The organism is Neobacillus niacini NBRC 15566 (assembly GCF_001591505.1).
GTDB lineage: Bacteria > Bacillota > Bacilli > Bacillales > Cytobacillaceae > Neobacillus > Neobacillus niacini.
This window is the reverse complement of the sequence record NZ_BCVA01000031.1, coordinates 12,425-31,479: the sequence shown is the minus strand read 5'-3', so window position 1 is coordinate 31,479 and position 19,055 is coordinate 12,425. Positions and strand designations below refer to the sequence as shown.

Below are 19,055 nucleotides of genomic sequence, written 5' to 3'. Positions count from 1 at the left end.
ATGGAAAAAAGTCTAAAGATGATCTTAGCGTCTTCACTCACATTAACAACATTCTTAACGATTCCGATGATTGATTCTACCAACCTTGTCAAAGCCTCTGAAAATCAAATAGTAAGTCAAATGACTACTGTTGATGTTTTAAATGAAATGGAGAAATTAAAAGTAAACTATTCAATGTATCTTGTGGGTAATGAGAGTATCAATCAAAATCCTTTACTAGACAGTAAAATTAATTCTGTCCATAACACAGCAAATACAAGACTTTCTGCATTCCTTGCGCCGGAAGACAGAGAAACTTCCTTATTTAAAAATCTTCCTCTTGGAGAGAATGATACGAATTTAAGTAATTCCTACTTATACTTATATCAAATGGCGGTGGCTGCAAAAACCTATAAACGGCCAGATTTAAGCGGTGTCAATTTTTATGAAAATCAGGAAACGATTCATAAAGTCATCGATGGCTTAGATTGGCTTTACAGAAACTATTTTGAAAATCAGGAAAAGGGATATTACGGAAATTGGTACTCGTGGGAAATAGGGATGCCAATGAATATCACGAAAACTTTACTTCTTTTAGAAGATGAGATTCGCAATGTTAAGCCGGAATTAATCGATACTTATGTGAAGTCCATGGATCTGTATTTAAGAAATGGAAAAGATGGTGATATTGATTTAAATTCCCGCTTTTATACCGGAGCCAATCTTGCTGATATTGCCACCAACCGAATCATTCAAGGGGCACTGATTGGTAATGAGGAAAGGGTATCAAAGGCAGTAGACAATATTCTAACTGTTTTTAAGACCATTGATCCTAACCAACTTATTAATGGGAATACAGATGGATTTTATGAGGATGGGTCGTTTATTCAGCACCACAGAGTTGCCTACACTGGTTCCTATGGGAAAGTGCTGTTAAACCGAATTATCCAAACAATGAAGATTTTAGATGATAGTCAGTATAATCCAAAAGAAGTCTTGGTTCCAACGGTAAAAGAATGGGTATACAAAGGGTTCTCACCGGTTATTTTTGAAGGCTATATGATGGAAATCGTAAAGGGCAGAGCATTATCAAGGACTGGCACAGGGTACCAAGATGTCACTAGTATCGTTGAGGCAATGGTGGATTTGAGTAACTATCTGGGTGCTGAAGAGAGTAAAGCGCTAAAATCACATATTAAATATATCGCTGATTCTTCTAAAGGGAAGCTGTCCAGCGGTTCCTTTATCTCATACGATACGATTATTCGTTTTAATCAAATCATGGAGGATTCCGGCCTTGAAGCTAAAAATGGGCTTGAAGAATCTGCCCACTTTGCCTTTAACCTTATGGATAAAACTGTACATTTAAGAGATTCGTATGCTTTTGCTTTTTCGAGAAGCTCTGATCGAATCAGTAAGTATGAATATATGAGTGGAGAAAATTTAAGGCCTTGGTTCCTTGGTGACGGTGCTTACTATTTGTATCTGTCTGGGCGAGACCAAACGAAGCAATTCGGGGCAAATTACTTTGCCACCATCAACCCTTATAAACTCCCTGGGACAACGGTTCCTGTTGAAGAGAGAAAAACGATTCCAGAACTCTATGGTGGAAAGCTATTCTATGAAAATACCACACATCCTTTAAACTTTTATGCCTCATCAACCTCACAAAATGATTATGTGTATTTTCCAGTAGGAACCAATATTTTTTCTGGCGGAGTAAAGCTTGGTAATTATGGTGTTTCAGGTATCCAGCTTGGGGATGAAATCGGCTATAAGGACAAACAGGATGGGCTGTTACCTGAGGATTTTGTGGTCTATAAAAATACAGAAGCCAATAAGTCAGCGTTTATGTTTGACGATGAAATCGTATTATTGGGATCTGGTATCCAAGATCAGCTGGGCAGAGAGGTTATTTCTACTATTGATAATCGAATGTTTGAAGCCAATGAAACGAGCACAATAGTTGGAGGAACTTATGATGGTCAATCATTAACTGATCCGGTTAATGGTGAATATAACTTAAAATGGATGAATTTTAATACAAATGCTGAGGGAACACAGGTAGGCTATTATTTTCCTGAGACCGCTAGTATTAATGTCTCTAAAGAGACTGTTACGGAGAGTCTAAGAAACATTCGTACCTCAAACCCCGATACAAAAGTAACGAAGAATTTCTTTACATTGGGACTGGATCATGGAAAGAATCCACAAAATGCATCTTATGCTTATGTGATACTACCTAATTTTAACGTGAACCAAACAGAAGAATATGCGAAGAGCCCGAGCATTCAAGTACTATCCAATACGGAAGATGTTCATGCCGTTGAAAATACGAAGCTTGGTATGAAGGGATTTAATTTCTTTGGTGATAAAAAGAAGACGGTTAGTAATGTCACATCCTATAATCAAGCTTCTATTCTTGTGAAAACTGAAGGTGACATCATCACAATTGCAGTATCTGCCCCGACTTTTAAGCTGGATAAAATGAAGCTCGAAATAGAAGTACCTAACCCCACCGTTATAGCGGCTAGTGAAGGTGTAAAAACCTCAGTATCTAGCAAAAAAGCGTTGATTCATATTGATTCTATCCATTCAAATGGTAAGAGTTTTGAAATAAAGCTTAAAATGATGGAAAAAAATGGACAATAAAGGGGATTTTTTCGAATCGCGTTTATGATCGTCCAAAATGATTTTCCAAGTTTAAGAGGAGTATTCTCTATGAAAAAACCAAACATTTTATTAATCACAAGTGACCAGCAGCATTTTGATACAATAGGAGCCTTTAATCCAGAAATTTCTACACCTAATCTCGATCGATTAGTAAGAGAAGGAACGACGTTTCAGCGCGCTTATTGTCCGAATCCTACCTGTACCCCTTCAAGATCTTCTATCATTACGGGGATGTATCCAAGTCAGCATGGAGCGTGGACGTTGGGTACTAAGTTAGGTGAAGATAAACAAACTGTAGGGGATGTATTGAGGAAAAACGGCTATCGGACGGCTCTCGTCGGAAAAGCCCACTTTCAACCAACTCGCTCAACGGAAGAGTATCCGTCGCTTGAATCCTTGCCGCTACTTCAGGATATTGATTTTTGGAAAAATTACAATCAACCATTCTATGGATTTGAAAGAATTGAATTGCTGCGAAACCATACCAATGAATATTTAGTAGGGCAGCATTATGTTGCCTGGATGGAGGAAAAGGGCTTTTCTGATTGGAAACAATATTATATGGCTCCAACAGGAACAATGGATCCTTCTATTCAATATACGTGGGGGATTCCAGAGGAATATCACTACAATTCATTCATCGCTGAAAAGACGAATGAACTGCTGGAAACCTATCAAAAGCAGGAAGAAAATTTCTTCCTCTGGGCAAGTTTTCCGGATCCACATCCTCCTTATTTGGTTCCTGAGCCATGGGCCTCGATGTATGATCCTGATCAGTTAACTATTCCTGAATTGGTTCCTTTTGAGCATGAACACAATCCACCACATTTTAAAAAGACACAAGAACCTGAACCTGATTTTACGGACCTTGAGGAAACAGGCTTCGGCATTCATGGTTATCACACCCATATAATTCCGGAGGAAGACAGAAAAAAATTAGTCGCTAATTATTATGGAATGATAAGTTTTATGGATAAGTTTATTGGCAGCATTCTCGATAAGCTTGATGAATTGGGTATGGGGGATGATACGCTGATTGTGTTTACAACCGATCATGGCCATTTCTTTGGACAGCATGGCTTACAGTTTAAAGGCGGATTCCATTATGAGGATTTAATCAAGCTGCCTTTTATTGTCCGCTATCCAGGGCAAATCCCGGCACAAAAAGAATCCCATGCCTTGCAATCTCTTATTGATTTGGCACCTACCTTTTTATCATTTGCGAATATTTCTATTCCTGCTTTGATGTCAGGTGAGGATCAAAAACAAGTTTGGCTGAACAATGAAAAGAAAAAAAGGGATCATGTCCTTTGTGAATTTCGCCATGAACCGACGACGATTCATCAAAAGACCTATGTGGATGAACGATACAAAATTACCATCTATTATCAACAGACATATGGAGAAATTTTTGATTTACTAGAGGATCCGAAGGAACTCAATAACTTGTGGGATCATCCTGATTATCAAGTTCTGCAAAAAGAGCTTCTTCTAAAATATGCCTGGGCAGAGCTCCACAAAGAGCAGATGCCGATGCCAAGAATTTCACATGCATAAGGATGTTCTGCGTTGAAATCTTTATTTAAGCGAACAGTCGCTGTACTGTTTGCTTTTTTTATTGTAATAAAAAACAATATTTCTAAAAATTTGGACAATATGTTTATTGTGGAAGACCTTCAATAAAAGTAAGCTAGAGTACGAACAGGTGGTGGTACTTGCTGCTAATTTTTGATTGCCTTTTGCGGGTATCACCATCTTTTTAAAATTTTAAACTAGGAGATTTAAAGGAGGAGAGGAATTGAGCAGTAAGCAATTTAAGAGATTTTCCCATTCTATGCTAGCACTTGGGTTGTTTTTGCCAACGTTTTTAACAGGTTACATTCAGCCAGTACGTGCAGAAGCACCAGTAACAAATTCAGAGAATCCCATTTCATCTGGAGGAAATGACCTAAATGTTGGCGGGCAAGTCCAGCAGGAGGAAGAACTTGTCGACATTACTGATAGCCAACTTGAAGAAGGAGATTTTAAAATCCTATCAGGTGATGGAAGGGTTACCTACAATGAAAATGGTTCAGCAACCTTCCATGTAACCTCTACCCAAAAGAATCGAATTGTCTACAATAATATGAAACCCATTAAAAATGGTACGTTTGAAGCAGATATTACTCCTGGGACGAATGCAATGAACCGGTTTGGCTTCATTTATCGTGTTCAAAATCCATCTGCCTATACGTATGTAGGAACAGGGGATCAGAACAATCAATATTTCGGTGAAATTTTTGGTCCAGCCAACACTTGGACGGCAATGACTTCGGATGTGGCATTAGAAGCAAACAAAACCTATCATTTACTCCTGAAGTTCATGGATGATGTAGCCACCCTTTACATTAATAATAAAAAGGTTACGAGCTGGACATTAACCGGCGGTGTCGACCAAGCAGGATTACTTGGTTTTGAAAAGAGCCGCGGAGCTGCTGACATCACGATTTCAAACATCAAAATAAAAGAATATATTCCCCCTCAACCACCAAATACTCAACCAGTAGAAGATACATTGCGCTCAGATTATATGGATGTCAAGATTGACCAGGTATACCCTCGCGTCATCGAATACCGGGTCGGCGATAAGGTCATGAACGGACAACAATCGCCAGTATACGGATTGAAAGTGAATGGAAATCTCTACTATCCTGAAGTAAGCTTTGAGAAGCTAAGCGAAGGAGAAGCACTTTATACATTAAAAGTGAAGGATGAATGGGAAAAACTTGATGCTGTTTTTAAAGTGTCATTAAAGGTTAAACATAATCAAGTCATTTATACCTTTGAAGAAATCAATAATGCCGATAGTGCAAAAATTGAAAGTGTTGAATTGGCTGATTTGAACTTTATCTCGGTCGATTCGTCCCAAACCAATGCGAAAGCCAAATTAACGAATCTTAGCAGCGATGTTACCAAACCAGGAGATGTCGATGTTTCTGTCGATGCATCCATGGGAGGCATTGGAACTTCAGAAAGATATTATACTGCGTTCCTATCAACCGACACATTGAGTGCAGGTGTATGGTCTAATTCAGAGGTCAATGGCTATCGTAACTTAGTTGCGAATCGTTATCAGAATGAAGATGGCACGAAAGCCGTTGGTATCGGTTCTAGTTTGCTCTATTACCAGAGAGAGTTTATGCCGAAGCCGCAGTCTGAAAAACCGACTGTGAAAATTGCCATCGCAGAAGATGCCAATCATGATCAGGAAGTTGACTGGCAGGACGGTGCGATTGTTTACCGTGATATCATGCAGGATATTCCTGGGTCGAACAATGTAAACAATATTGTCGGCACACGGATTGCAATGAACTTTGGATCACAAGCACAACAGCCATTCTTAAAAACATTAGATAATGTAAAAAAGGTAGCACTTGCTACAGATGGATTAGGGCAGGCTGTACTGTTGAAAGGCTATGGAAATGAAGGTCATGACAGCGCGCATCCGGATTACGGTGATGTTGGTGAACGAATCGGCGGTGCGGCTGATTTAAAAACTTTAATTGAAGAAGGTCACAAGTACAATTCTGAATTTGGGGTCCATATTAATGCTCAAGAAACTTATCCTGAAGCGAAGGCTTTCAGCGATGATTTTATTGACGGTCCCAATTCAAGAGGCTGGGGCTGGTTAGATCAATCTTATACCATCAATAAATTAAGAGATTTGTACTCAGGAACACGTGCAAAAAGACTAGACGAATTAAAAGCTGCGGCACCGGGTCTTGATTTCGTCTATTTAGATGTATGGTATCAAGATCAGTGGGAATCCAATCGAATCTCAGAGCAATTTATTGACCGTGGCTGGAGGGTAACAACAGAGTTTGGAACGTCAGTAGCCAATTATTCAACTTGGCAGCACTGGGCTACAGATAAGAACTATGGCGGACCTGCCAGCAAAGGGATCAACTCAGAGGTACTTCGTTTTATCAGTAACCATCAAAAGGATTCATGGGTGTTGAATTGGCCTGAAGCAGGCGGTACGGCAGATCATCCATTACTTGGCGGATTTGAATTAGCCGGTTTCGAGGGATGGCAGTCAGATAAAAACTTTGATCAATTTATCCGAATGACGTTTGACACCAATGTACCAACTAAATTTCTACAAAAATATTATGTTACGGATTGGACAAATGTAGAAGGTGACAAACAAAAAACGAACTTGGAAAAAGAGATTAAATTAACAGATCCAAGTAACGGTGATGTAGTGGTTGTAACTAGAAAAGACAATTCTAGAGAACGTATCATTACCCTTAATGGCAATGTTGTTCTGGATGGGCATTCCTATCTGATTCCATGGGTAGAACAAGATTTTGAAAAAACAACTCCGGATTCTGAAAAACTCTATCACTGGAATTTGGAAGGCGGGACAACGACTTGGACACTTCCAAACGAATATGCCGGTACATCTAAAGTATATGTCTATAAACTAACCGATCAAGGTCGAACAGATGTACAGAAAGTCAAGGTGGAAAATAATCAGGTGACATTGACTGCGGAAGCAGCCACTCCATATATTATTGTTCCAGATAAAAAGGGCAAGGGACTGCAAGTTGACGACTGGAGCAAGGGTGCTCAAGTCTATGACACAGGATTTAATTCAGGAACCGTAAAAGATGAATATACAAAAGTGGCTGGAAACAAAGAAGCTGTTAGTGTGATAAGAACGAATCAAACAGGAAATGCACGTAATTTAAGCAGCGGCGACTATTACTTGAATATGGAAAGTCCATCAGACTTTACAACTGTTAGCCGTACGATTACAGACCTTGAACCTGGCAAGGATTATGTGGCAGAGGTGTATATTGAGAATAACAGTGATGTTAAGGCTGGAATCCAAGTAACAGGCGGGGAGAAGGATGTCAGTAATTACACACTGCGCAGCCTGCAAAAGAACTACGTTAAAGCAGACTCACACGCTTCCAATGATGGATATACTAGCAAAATGCAAAGGATTCAAGTAAGCTTTACGGCTGTATCTAAAACAGCAAAATTAACGCTCAGCCGGGAGGCAGGAGAAGGAAATACAAGGTTTGATGACATCCGAGTGGTTCAAAAAACGTTGAAAAACGAGGTATCATCAACAGTCTTTGAACAAGATTTTGAATCGGTCGTACAAGGAATCTACCCATTCGTGATTGGTAATACAGAAGGGGTAGAAGACAACAGAATTCATTTGTCTGAATTACACGCTCCATATACACAAAAGGGATGGGCAGGCAAAAAATTAGTAGATGATGTTATAAAAGGTAAATGGTCGGTTAAAGTGAACACAGGAAACAAAGGGTTAGTGTATCGCACCATTCCGCAACACTTCCGCTTTGAACCGGGAGTAACCTATAAAGTTTCCTTTGACTATCAAACAACAGCTAATTCTTATCGTATCATCTCTGGCGATGAGGAAATTGATGTGCGGGATATTTCTGCAGCAAAAGGTTTGACTACAAACACTACACTGCCGGCATCGACTGAGACCAAAACGGCTGAATTTACTGTCACTGGTTCTCTGAATGGGCAAACATATATTGGAATTTTCAGTGATGGAACTGGTTTGAATGGAGATACTGGGGCAGGAACATTTATTTTAGATAATCTTCGAATTGAACAGGTGCCTGTCACCGCAGGAAATTAGGAAAAGATCTGATTTACAAAAAAGACGATTCGGAAGGTAACACCGAATCGTCTTTTTGAATAGTAAGTTTTCATTTACTCGATTTGGATTTTCTAGTTTTACCTTTTTTTGAATTCTGGGCATTGCGGTATTGTGAAGGAGAAAGATTCGTTACCCGTTTAAAGGATTGTGCAAAAAAGGACTGGGAGGAAAACCCAATAAAGGCCGATATATTAGAAATTGGGTAGTTGGTAGTTTCTAATAATATTTTACTCTCCCGGATACGGATTTGAATTAAGTATTCAATTGGTGAAACGCCGAATGCTTTTTTAAAGGAATGGGCAAGGTAGTATTTATTGATATGACCAACCTCTGCTAAAGTATCCAAATTAATTTCTTCTCGAAAGTGCTGCTTAATATAATTTTTGACAAAGGCGACATCTTTACTGATTTTTTCCGAAGAGGTTTTCTCCATGTTAAACGCCTTTTTCCTCATCATCTTCAGCAGTAATATTTCTACTATGTTTTGAATAATCAACTCATAATCTTCTTTTTGGCTTTCCACTTCCTCTATTAATTCGTACAGGTAAGAGAGATAGACTTTATGTTCCTGTTTATAATTGAAAAATGTAACTTGTAAACATGGATCATCAGGGGATGAAAAGGCAAGACCCTGGATTCCAAGTGCAATATATTCGAGCGGGTAATCGGAACCGGACTTTTCTGTGTGTTCGATATTTGGGTTAATGACAATCAAATCATGTTCCTTAATAGGAACTTCTTTATTGGAATAAACAAAAGTCCCTCTGCCCTTGGTAATATACAAGAGTTCGGTAAAGTGATGAGTATGATTGGTACTGTGCCAATCTTTATCATATTTAGATTTTGTTACATAGAGGAGTTTTACAGGAAGATGACCTCGTTTCGATTGCGGAACCTCATAAATATCATTAGACAAATGTTTCCCTCCTTTATCAAGCAAGCTTCTCTCTTAAAGTATAGAATTTTTAGTGAATTATTACAACGGAAAGCAAGATATCTAAAAAACTGAACAAGATGTTTATTGTGTAAGCGTTTTTTCATCACTATACTTTAGCTATAAAATCAAAAACGAGGGGGACGAGCAAGATGAAAAAGAAAGTTTTGTTAGCAGGGATGTCAGCATTGTTATCTGTTAGTTTAATAGCTTGTCAAAGTAGTAAGGTTGATAATTCGAGTGGCGGAGAAACCTCAGGTGAAAAACAAACCCTCCATGTAGCGGCTCTAGAATCGGCATATGGCAGTGATATGTGGACCAAAGTGATCGACGCCTATGAAGCGGCAAATCCGGAAATCGATGTGGAATTAACCGTGGATAAAAATCTCGAGGATGTTATCAGCCCAAATATGAAAGCGGGAAATTATCCTGACGTGGTATTATTGGCAACCGGAAGAAAGCTGGCACTAACCGAAAATCTAATCAAAGATAAAGCATTAGAAGATATCACTGGTGTTTTGGATATGAACGTTTATGGTGAGGATGTCAAAGTTAAGGATAAGTTGGTACCAGGTTTTACGGATACGCTGGCAACCAGCCCGTATAATGACGGCAAAACTTATATGGCACCCATGTTCTACAGTCCAACTGGGTTGTTCTATAATGCCAATTTATTAAAGGAAAAAGGCTGGGAAGTACCGAAGACTTGGGATGAGATGTGGGCACTGGGTGAAAAGGCGAAAGCAGAAGGAATTGCTTTATTCACGTATCCTACAACCGGTTATTTTGACGCATTTTTCTTCTCCTTACTATTAGAAGCGGGAGGACCTGACTTATACAATAAAGCGATGAATTATGAAGATGGTGTCTGGGAATCTTCAGAAGCAACAAAAGCCTTTGAAATTGTCGGTAAATTGGCAAAGTACACAGAACCAACAACGGTTGCTAACGCCAACGACAAAGACTATACGAAAAACCAACAATTAATTCTAGATAACAAAGCACTATTCATGCCAAATGGAACATGGGTCGTTGGTGAAATGGCTGAAGCGCCTAGAGCGGATGGCTTTGAGTGGGGGATGACGGCTTTACCAGCTATTGAGGATAACGGAGACCGTTACGCTTTCACCTTCTTCGAACAAATGTGGGTCCCATCAGCAGCTAAAAACAAAGAGGCAGCGAAGGAGTTCATGACGTATGTTTATTCGGATGAAGCAGCCGACATTTTTGCTGAGGCTGGAGCGATTCAGCCAATTGAAGGCATCTCTGAAAAGTTAACAGGAGACAATAAGCTTTTCTATAGTATTTATGATTCAGGCGCAAAAGCTGGTATGGGTGGTTTTGCCACAACAGAAGCTGTAGAGGGTGTCAGCATGGCAGATACATTATTTAGAACGATTGACAGTATTGTTTCCGGAGATAAAAACGTAAAAGACTGGCAAAAAGCAGTTGAAAAAGTGAGTGATCAATTGCGGTCAGCGTTAAAATAAACTAGTTTTATAGTTTTCACTTATATAACGGTGAGTAAACTGCCTCACCGTTATATTTATTAGCTGAGGTGATAGTGATGAATAAAACAACAGAAAAAAGGATATTTATCTTTACTTGTACGGCACCCGCAGTGCTTTTGTTATCGATATTTATGATTTTCCCTACCATTGAGGTATTTAGAATGTCCTTGTATAAGTGGGGCGGGTTTTCTAACAATAAGGTTTTTGTCGGGTTCGATAACTTCAAAATCTTATGGAATGATATGAATTTCATTCGATCTCTTCAAAACAGTATTGTATTGATTGTTATTGTCACAATCATCACGATGATGGTGGCAATCCTGTTTGCTGCATTGCTTACAAGAGAAAAAATGAAAGGCAACAGCTTTTTTCGGATTATTTTCTATATCCCTAATATCTTATCCATTGTGGTCATAGCCGGAATTTTTTCAGCTGTTTATGATCCAACCTCAGGTTTGTTAAATAATTTTCTTGCTTTATTTAACCTTGAAAAACTTCAGGAAATGTGGCTCGGCAATCAAAAAATCGCCATTTACAGCATCGGTGGAGCCCTTGTATGGCAGGCGATTGGCTATTATATGGTGATGTACATGTCAAGTATGGCAAGTATTCCGGAAAGCTTTTATGAGGCATCTGCTTTGGAAGGTGCTGGACGGATCAGGCAATTTTTTAGTATTACGTTACCGTTGATTTGGAATAACATCCGTACAACGTTAACCTTCTTCATTATTAGCACGATTAATTTGAGCTTTCTTCTTGTCCAAGCAATGACCGGAGGCGGACCTGACGGATCGACGGAAGTCTTTTTAAGCTATATGTATAAACAAGCTTACACCAATTCATCTTATGGCTATGGTATGACCATTGGCGTGGTCATTTTCTTATTTTCTTTTGCATTATCTGCCATTATCAGCTTTGTTACAAAACGTGAAGTACTGGAGTATTAGGGGGTCTATGAACGATGAAAACACAAAAAGGAATGAGTGCTGAAACAGCTTATCGCCTGTTTATCTATGTCGCTCTAATTACATTAGCCATCTCTATCATTATCCCTGTAGCTTGGGTTTTCTTAGCCTCTGTGAAGCAAAACTCTGAATTTTACGGAAGCCCTTGGGCATTGCCAAAAGGTTTCTATTTCCAGAACTTCATCGATGCGTTTCAAAAGGCAAACATGGGTACCTATATGTTAAACTCTGTTATCGTGACGGCTTTGGCACTTCTCATATTATTGGTCATCGCTTTGCCAGCAGCCTATGTGCTTGCGAGATACACCTTTAGAGGCAGTCACTTCATGAATGGTTTGTTTAAAGCGGGATTATTTATCAATGTGAATTATATTGTCGTTCCCATTTTCTTACTGTTGTTGGACGGAGATAACTTCTTACGGGGGCAATTTGGTGATGGATTTTTGCTGGATAATATATTTATTTTAGCTGTGGTTTATGCCTCGACTGCTCTCCCTTTTACCATTTATTTGTTGTCGAGTTATTTTCAAACACTGCCTTCTACCTATGAGGAAGCGGCGCTTGTCGATGGTGCAGGCTATTTTAAAACTATGTTTAAAATTATGATTCCAATGGCACGACCAAGTATTATTGCCGTTATTTTATTTAATTTTCTTGCTTTCTGGAATGAATATATTATTGCTCTAACCTTAATTCCAGGTCCAAATAAAACATTGCCGGTTGGACTCATGAACTTAATGGCAGCCCAAAAATCTGCCGCTAATTACGGACAAATGTATGCGGGTATGGTGCTTGTTATGCTGCCAACCTTAATTTTATATATAATCGTTCAAAAAAAATTAACACAAGGAATGACCCTTGGCGGATTAAAGGACTAATACCGCCCTATTGAAAACAGATTGGAGGGCTTATCCAATGAAAACTGCTATTTTCATTATCTTAAGAATCATTGTTCTGATCATTTGTCTTTCATTGATTTTCATTGGTCAAAAGACGGTCGGTAAGTCTGAATTGGGCATAATGTTGCTCGGATTAGCTGGTCTCTTAGGGCTGCTATATGATTACAATCGAAAATATGTGTAGATAGCGACTGAAAATCAACTCATTTGTGGAGGCGTTTAGATGATTACCTATGATAATAAGAGCTGGAAGATTCAGAATGAAAGAATCTTTATACTATCTGCTGCCATCCATTATTTCCGTCTTCCAAGAGCGGAGTGGAGCGAAGTCTTAGACAAGGCGAAAGCAGGAGGATGCAATACAATCGAAACTTACATACCGTGGAATTTTCATGAATTCTATGAAGGAGAATGGGATTTCTCTGGAGACAAGGATTTAGCGTATTTTCTTCAGTTATGTGCTGACAAAGGACTTTATGTGATTGCAAGACCGGGGCCGTATATTTGTGCAGAATGGGATTTTGGAGGATTACCTTGGTGGCTCTCTACGAAAAAGGGAATTCAGTATCGTTCTGCTGACCCACTTTTTCTATACTATGTAGATAAATATTTTGATCAAGTTATGCCAATCATTGATGAATTTCAGTTAACAAAAAGCGGGACCGTCATCATGGTCCAAATAGAAAATGAGTTTCAGGCCTATGGTAAACCAGATAAAAAATATATGGAATACTTGCGGGATGACATGAAAGAAAGAGGTATCGAGGTCCCGCTTGTAACCTGCTACGGAGCGGTTGAAGGTGCTGTGGAGTTCCGCAATTTCTGGTCCGGTGCGAAGCACGCCGCTGAAATTTTAGATGAACGGTTTGCTGATCAGCCGAAAGGGGTTATGGAGTTTTGGATTGGCTGGTTTGAACAATGGGGCGGAAACAAAGCGGATCAAAAAACACCGGAGCAGCTTGAATATGAGTGTTACCAGCTGCTGAGTAATGGATTTACGGCTATCAATTATTATATGTATTTTGGCGGTACCAATTTTGATCATTGGGGCGGCCGGACAGTAGGAGAACAGACCTTTTCTACAACATCGTATGATTATGACGTTGCCATTGATGAATATTTACAGCCAACAAGAAAATATGAAGTATTAAAAAGGTTTCATTCCTTTACAAAATGGCTTGAGCCGGTCTTCACAGATGCCGAGCAAGAGGGTATAAATTTAAAGCTTCCTAGTTATTTAAAATCCCAGCGGCTCGTCAGTCCTTATGGCGAAGTGCTATTTATTGAGAATCATAGACAGGAAAGAGTTCAATCGCAGGTTTTACTTGAAGGGGAAATGATTCCGTTTACGATTGAGGCCAATGCGATTTTACCGATTGTTCGTCATGTGAACGTAGGAACTCAGTTTACGATTCAATCGCTCACTGGGCAGACTACTGGGTTCGAGTCCAATCAGGCGGTCATCTATCATGAGGAGGGGCAGCGTTCACTATTAAAATTACAGCTTACTAGAAAGGCTGAAATTCATTGTCCAATGCCAAACCGCTTTGAAACCGAAGAAGACGGTAGCATTACGTTTCACTTGTTTCATGGAAGTCAGCCCCAAAACGTACAGCTATCCTTCGAGGATGGTACCAGCTATTCAATTGAAATCGTATCAAGAGTATCGCTCGAAAATGCGGTTACAGTGTTGGAAAAAAGCACTGCCTATCAACCATTACAGTGGCAAGCGGCAGATGAAAAGCTTTGTTTTTTAAGCGGAAATATAAAAGAGGCTGAAAAACCACTTGATTTCAGCACCTTCGGCCAGTTTAGCGGCTATTTAGGATATGAAAGTGAATTTTATGCAGAGGAAGCAAAGCATTCGACGATTGTCTTTCCAAGAATTGAGGATCCCGTCATGGTTTTCTGTAATGGTCAATATATTGGAAAGCTTAGCAAAATCGGGGCTGCAGCGATTGATATTCCGGCTGAGAAGGGGAAGAATACGCTAACCTGCCTAGTTCAGAATATGGGACGGTTCAACTTTACTGAAGCAATTGGCGAACCAAAAGGAATGAGTGAGGCACCTGCTCTTCATGGAAGGTATGTATCATTACGGGAAGGATGGCAGGTGGAAGGCAGTGGCGTTCGGCACTCATTATCCAACATTCCAGAAATTGAAGGACGAATTGGATTTTTAAACTCTTTCCTTAATGACGGCTATGACCGGGCGATTCTTGTTGGTGAGGGTGTTTCACGGGTTCAGATTAATGGAAGGTCTGTAAAGATGTTGATGGAGAGTCAAACGGCTTGGTCTAGGGACAGTGCTGTCTATGGGATAGCTGACATTAGTGCTGCCTTACAATATGGAGAAAATGAAATCGATCTAGACGCCCAGCATCTTTCTAGTATTCGACGGTTTGATCTCTATCTATTTAAGGAAGAGGAACAAATTAAAAATTGGAAAACAAAATCTTTTGCTCAGCTTCATGAGGAAAAGGAATGGACAGTCGAGAATCCACAAACAATTTCTCCACGCTGGTATCGAAGTCGTTTTGACTGGAAGCCTGAAGACGGTCCGATTGTAAAAATTCGGTTTGATCATATGAGTAAAGGTTGTTTTTGGGTCAATGGCCATTGTTTAGGACGGTACTGGAACATTGGACCGCAGGAGGAATATAAGATTCCGGCCTCGTTGTTAACAGCACAAAATGAAATTGTTGTTTTTGATGAAGAAGGATTAAGCCCGGATCATGTGGTGGTTCAGTCTTACCTTCCAATGTGAAGAATATAAGAGTTTATTACGTATGGATATATAAGTTGTTGGGTTGACTCTACAAGCAGTGGTGATATAATTTACATGGAGTATGTATATTTTGGAAGGCAGGCATATAAACATGGAACCATTGCAACACGAAAGTTTAATTCCACTTTATCACCAATTGATGGAAAGATTAAAAAAATCGATTGAACAGGGACAATGGACACCTGGTGATAAAATCCCATCGGAAAATCAGTTAATGGATCAATTTGGGGTTAGCCGCAATACGGCAAAAAAAGCGATTGAGGAGCTTGTCCAAGTGGGAATCCTTTACCGAATCCAAGGAAAAGGGACATTCGTGGCCAAACCGAAGCTACAGCAGTCATTGATGGGTTTCTACAGCTTTAGCAAAGTATTAAAAGAAAAAGGTTTGAATCCTAAGGATATCATTTTAAAAATAGAAGAAATTAAGCCGGATGCCAAAATCAAAGAAGCATTACAGCTGGGTGAAGATGAGAATGTCATTGAAATGAAACGCCTTCGCTGTGCCAATAATGAACCATATATTTTGGAATCATCTTTTATTCCGAAAAGGGTGGTTTCAGATATGGAACAGCTTAAGAAAGTGGGCGACATTTCCTTATATGATTTATTCTCACAACAGTTTAATACCGTTGTAACGAGAGCAAAAGAGGCATTTGAGCCCGTCCTCATTCGCGAGGATGAAAGTAAGCATCTTCAAACGGAGGCAGGCCGACCAGCACTGTTGCTGGAACGAACAGCCTTTGATCTAGGTGGGATTCCAGTTGAATTTTGTATATCCATTGTGCGGGGCGATCGCTGCCGATTTTACACTGAACTAACATAAACATTGAATCACTTATGGTATTTAAACCATAAGTGATTCATTCATCTAAGCATTGAAAATAATTTCAACTTGATGGGTTGACAGGTTAATGCTGAAAAGTTATATTCTTAGTAGTTGCAATTTTCAGTTAGTGGTTTTAATTTTTAAAAATACTTGTACCTATAACCCGTCAATTTCGTGAGTAGATGGATTTGTTCTATAAAACTTCTCTTACAATACAGATAAAAATTTAACAAGTATTTTCCGGAATAGGGTGAAAATTTGTTATCCTATGAAAGAAAGCGCTTAATTGCATAACTAAGAGGTGTTTTAATAGTGATAAGATTAAAGGATATTGCCGAGCACGTTGGTGTATCAATTTCTACTGTTTCGAGAGTCATTCAAAATGACCAGACCAGAAATGTTAACTCGGAAACAAAAGCAAAAATTTGGGAGGCTGTTAAGGAGTTAGGATATATACCCAATCAGCATGCCAGGAATTTAGTTACCAACAAGCAAGAGAAAAATAACACAAGAACAATGAAAATTGGCTGGGTTGCCAATCCAAAACAAGCAGAAACGAATCCTTACTTTGCAACTATTTATACTGGTATTCGTGATTCATTATCGGACCATGATTACACCCTGATTAGTATTACGAAGGATGAGATTGAAAACGAGGTACTGCTTCTTAAGACCATTCATGACCTAGGGATTGAAGGACTGCTTCTTATCGATAAGATTGAGGATAGCATTATCGAGTATATTCAACAAAATATCCCTGTAGTAGGGCTGGACTTTTATTATACTGATAAAAATATGGCGATCATCGACTACGATCGCGAGGCTTCAATCAAAATGGTGGTTCGGCATTTAGTTAAACAAGGACATCGCGACATAGGGTTTATTGGTGGCGGTCATGAAAACTTTGAAGATTTACATACTGAGCATCGTTTTAAAGGTTTCCAATTAGCGATGAAAGAAGCAGGGCTGGCTATCCAATCTGATTGGGTAATCAATACACAGTGGAAAATGGAAAATAGCTATGAAAAAATGAAAAGTTTGATTAAACGAGACCCATTGCATTTACCGACAGCCATGGTTTGTGCCAGTGACTTAATGGCTATCGCTGCTATGAGGGCTGTAAGAGAAAATAATCTTCGAATTCCAGAGGACATCGCTTTCTTCGGGGTTGATAATCTTGAGATGGGAAAATATTCATCCCCACAGCTTTCAACGATAGATATCCCTAAATACGAAATGGGAAGAATGGCGGCTAAAACCATTATGGAAATGGTAGAAGGAAAAATTAAGCTTCCAATAAAAATAACATTGCCTTTTGAATTAGTCTTGCGGGAATCATCTAATATAAAACGAACCTAAGTGGTTCTTTTTTTATAAGTTATTGGAAAACGTTTGGATAATAACGGGAAAATGATTGGAAAATAAAAAATGGGAGTGTTTAAAATGAAACCAATGACGGCAATCCTTATTGGAGCAGGGGACAGAGGGGCAAGAGCATACGCACCTTATGCCTTAAGTCATCCGAATGAACTTACTATTATCGGTGTGGCAGATCCGAACCAAGAAAGAAGAATGAAAATTAAGCAGGAACATCAGATTTCCGAAGCACATTGTTATGAGTCCTGGGAAGAGATATTAAAACCAGAATCAAAAATAGCAGATATCGCGATTATTTGTACACTTGACCGAAATCACTATAAACCGACTATGAGGGCATTGGAGCTAGGTTATCATGTTCTTTTAGAAAAACCGATGTCCCCCGATCCAGTGGAGTGCATTGCGATGGAACAAGCAGCTAAAAAATACAATCGGCAGCTAACGATAGGTCATGTTTTGAGGTATACAGAATTCTGGTCTACGATTAAGAACATTATTTCCAAAGGAGAAATCGGTGAGGTAGTCTCCCTGCAATTAAATGAAAATGTAGAAGTCATGCATATGTCTCACAGCTTTGTACGCGGCAATTGGAATAATAAGGATAAGTCGAGCCCGATGATCCTTCAAAAATCTTGTCATGATATGGATATTATTTCTTTTGTGATGGGGAAGGATTGTAAGCGGATTAGTTCCTATGGCTCTCTTATGCATTTTAAGGAAGAAAATGCACCTCTTGGGGCACCGAAGAGATGTTTAGAGGGCTGTCCTGCCGAACTTGAATGTCCTTTTCATGCTGGAAGGTATTATCTTGGTGAAGGCAAAGGATGGGCGAAGAAATTTACGGAAGACGATACGAATGAAGGGATCATAAAAGCCTTAAATGAAACACCTTATGGAATTTGCGTATACCACTCCGATAATGATGTAGTGGATCATCAAGTAGTGAATATGGAATTCGAGGGTGGGGCTACAGCGACCTTTAGTATGTGTGGTTTCACGAGGGAACAAACACGAATTGTTCAAATTATGGGAACAAAAGGTGAGATACGTGGAAATATGGAGGAAAATAGCATTTCGATATTTGATTTCCTCTCGAAACAGGAAACGGTCATAAAGTTTGACAATCCTATTGGAGGACATGGTGGAGGAGACAATGGAATTATGAGAACATTCCTGCGGGAAATTCAATATGGAAATAACGAAGACAGTGTTTCTAATGCGTCTGCGTCAGTAAGAAGTCACCTAATGGCATTTGCTGCGGAAGAATCTAGGATTAATCATGGTCAATCGATTAATATTGACGATTACTATACTAGTTTAGTAGAAAGTATAAAATCTTAATTTGTTCACCTCCTGTTTTTCAGAATGTCTCAATAAAAACAGCTGTTTAAGATTGTTACCTAGGGAGGTGGTT

General features: G+C 39.2%; 12 protein-coding genes. 11 read left to right on the top strand and 1 reads right to left on the bottom strand.

The features are described 5' to 3' along the window. The 3 genes from BANA01_RS19660 (at position 1) to BANA01_RS19650 (ending at position 8,320) form a co-directional block, all read left to right on the top strand. Positions 1-2,631 carry a polysaccharide lyase 8 family protein gene (locus tag BANA01_RS19660; RefSeq protein ID WP_063254355.1) on the top strand — a complete coding sequence of 877 codons (2,631 nt, stop codon included), beginning with the start codon at positions 1-3 and terminating at the stop codon, positions 2,629-2,631. Between the two features lie 69 nt (positions 2,632-2,700). Then, entirely contained in the window at positions 2,701-4,209 is a 1,509-nt protein-coding gene (locus tag BANA01_RS19655; protein WP_063254354.1) for a sulfatase family protein, read from the top strand. A 241-nt stretch (positions 4,210-4,450) separates the two neighbouring features. Continuing rightward, positions 4,451-8,320, top strand: a complete 3,870-nt coding sequence (locus BANA01_RS19650; RefSeq protein WP_235847184.1) for an endo-alpha-N-acetylgalactosaminidase family protein — start codon at positions 4,451-4,453, stop codon at positions 8,318-8,320. A gap of 70 nt (positions 8,321-8,390) precedes the next feature. Here BANA01_RS19650 and BANA01_RS19645 read toward each other — a convergent pair whose 3' ends face one another. Further along, positions 8,391-9,257 carry a helix-turn-helix domain-containing protein gene (locus BANA01_RS19645; RefSeq protein WP_063254353.1) on the bottom strand — a complete coding sequence of 289 codons (867 nt, stop codon included), beginning with the start codon at positions 9,255-9,257 and terminating at the stop codon, positions 8,391-8,393. A gap of 170 nt (positions 9,258-9,427) precedes the next feature. Here BANA01_RS19645 and BANA01_RS19640 point away from each other — a divergent pair, with 170 nt between their 5' ends. The 8 genes from BANA01_RS19640 (at position 9,428) to BANA01_RS19610 (ending at position 18,982) form a co-directional block, all read left to right on the top strand. Then, on the top strand, positions 9,428-10,765 hold the full coding sequence (locus tag BANA01_RS19640; protein WP_063254352.1) for a carbohydrate ABC transporter substrate-binding protein: 1,338 nt from the start codon (positions 9,428-9,430) through the stop codon (positions 10,763-10,765). Positions 10,766-10,842: 77 nt separating this feature from the next. Then, the gene (locus BANA01_RS19635; RefSeq protein ID WP_063254351.1) at positions 10,843-11,733 is read left to right on the top strand and encodes a carbohydrate ABC transporter permease; all 891 of its coding nucleotides are present in this window, start codon (positions 10,843-10,845) and stop codon (positions 11,731-11,733) included. Positions 11,734-11,747: 14 nt separating this feature from the next. After that, the gene (locus BANA01_RS19630; RefSeq protein ID WP_063254350.1) at positions 11,748-12,629 is read left to right on the top strand and encodes a carbohydrate ABC transporter permease; all 882 of its coding nucleotides are present in this window, start codon (positions 11,748-11,750) and stop codon (positions 12,627-12,629) included. A gap of 37 nt (positions 12,630-12,666) precedes the next feature. Then, entirely contained in the window at positions 12,667-12,834 is a 168-nt protein-coding gene (locus tag BANA01_RS29995; RefSeq protein WP_169803725.1) for a DUF6903 family protein, read from the top strand. Between the two features lie 39 nt (positions 12,835-12,873). Beyond that, positions 12,874-15,417: a beta-galactosidase gene (locus BANA01_RS19625; RefSeq protein WP_063254349.1), complete on the top strand. Its 2,544-nt coding sequence runs from the start codon at positions 12,874-12,876 to the stop codon at positions 15,415-15,417. 112 nt (positions 15,418-15,529) lie between these two features. Then, positions 15,530-16,261 carry a GntR family transcriptional regulator gene (locus BANA01_RS19620; protein ID WP_063254373.1) on the top strand — a complete coding sequence of 244 codons (732 nt, stop codon included), beginning with the start codon at positions 15,530-15,532 and terminating at the stop codon, positions 16,259-16,261. 315 nt (positions 16,262-16,576) lie between these two features. After that, positions 16,577-17,623 carry a LacI family DNA-binding transcriptional regulator gene (locus BANA01_RS19615; protein WP_063254348.1) on the top strand — a complete coding sequence of 349 codons (1,047 nt, stop codon included), beginning with the start codon at positions 16,577-16,579 and terminating at the stop codon, positions 17,621-17,623. 84 nt (positions 17,624-17,707) lie between these two features. Then, on the top strand, positions 17,708-18,982 hold the full coding sequence (locus tag BANA01_RS19610) for a Gfo/Idh/MocA family protein (protein WP_063254347.1): 1,275 nt from the start codon (positions 17,708-17,710) through the stop codon (positions 18,980-18,982). The last annotated feature ends 73 nt before the right edge of the window (positions 18,983-19,055 follow it).

What these genes read in the sequence shown, in the direction of transcription:
- BANA01_RS19660 (WP_063254355.1), top strand. Translation starts at nt 1, where the DNA reads ATGGAAAAAAGTCTAAAGATGATCTTAGCGTCTTCACTCACATTAACA.
- BANA01_RS19655 (WP_063254354.1), top strand. Translation starts at nt 2,701, where the DNA reads ATGAAAAAACCAAACATTTTATTAATCACAAGTGACCAGCAGCATTTT.
- BANA01_RS19640 (WP_063254352.1), top strand. Translation starts at nt 9,428, where the DNA reads ATGAAAAAGAAAGTTTTGTTAGCAGGGATGTCAGCATTGTTATCTGTT.
- BANA01_RS19635 (WP_063254351.1), top strand. Translation starts at nt 10,843, where the DNA reads ATGAATAAAACAACAGAAAAAAGGATATTTATCTTTACTTGTACGGCA.
- BANA01_RS19630 (WP_063254350.1), top strand. Translation starts at nt 11,748, where the DNA reads ATGAAAACACAAAAAGGAATGAGTGCTGAAACAGCTTATCGCCTGTTT.
- BANA01_RS29995 (WP_169803725.1), top strand. Translation starts at nt 12,667, where the DNA reads ATGAAAACTGCTATTTTCATTATCTTAAGAATCATTGTTCTGATCATT.
- BANA01_RS19625 (WP_063254349.1), top strand. Translation starts at nt 12,874, where the DNA reads ATGATTACCTATGATAATAAGAGCTGGAAGATTCAGAATGAAAGAATC.
- BANA01_RS19620 (WP_063254373.1), top strand. Translation starts at nt 15,530, where the DNA reads ATGGAACCATTGCAACACGAAAGTTTAATTCCACTTTATCACCAATTG.
- BANA01_RS19610 (WP_063254347.1), top strand. Translation starts at nt 17,708, where the DNA reads ATGAAACCAATGACGGCAATCCTTATTGGAGCAGGGGACAGAGGGGCA.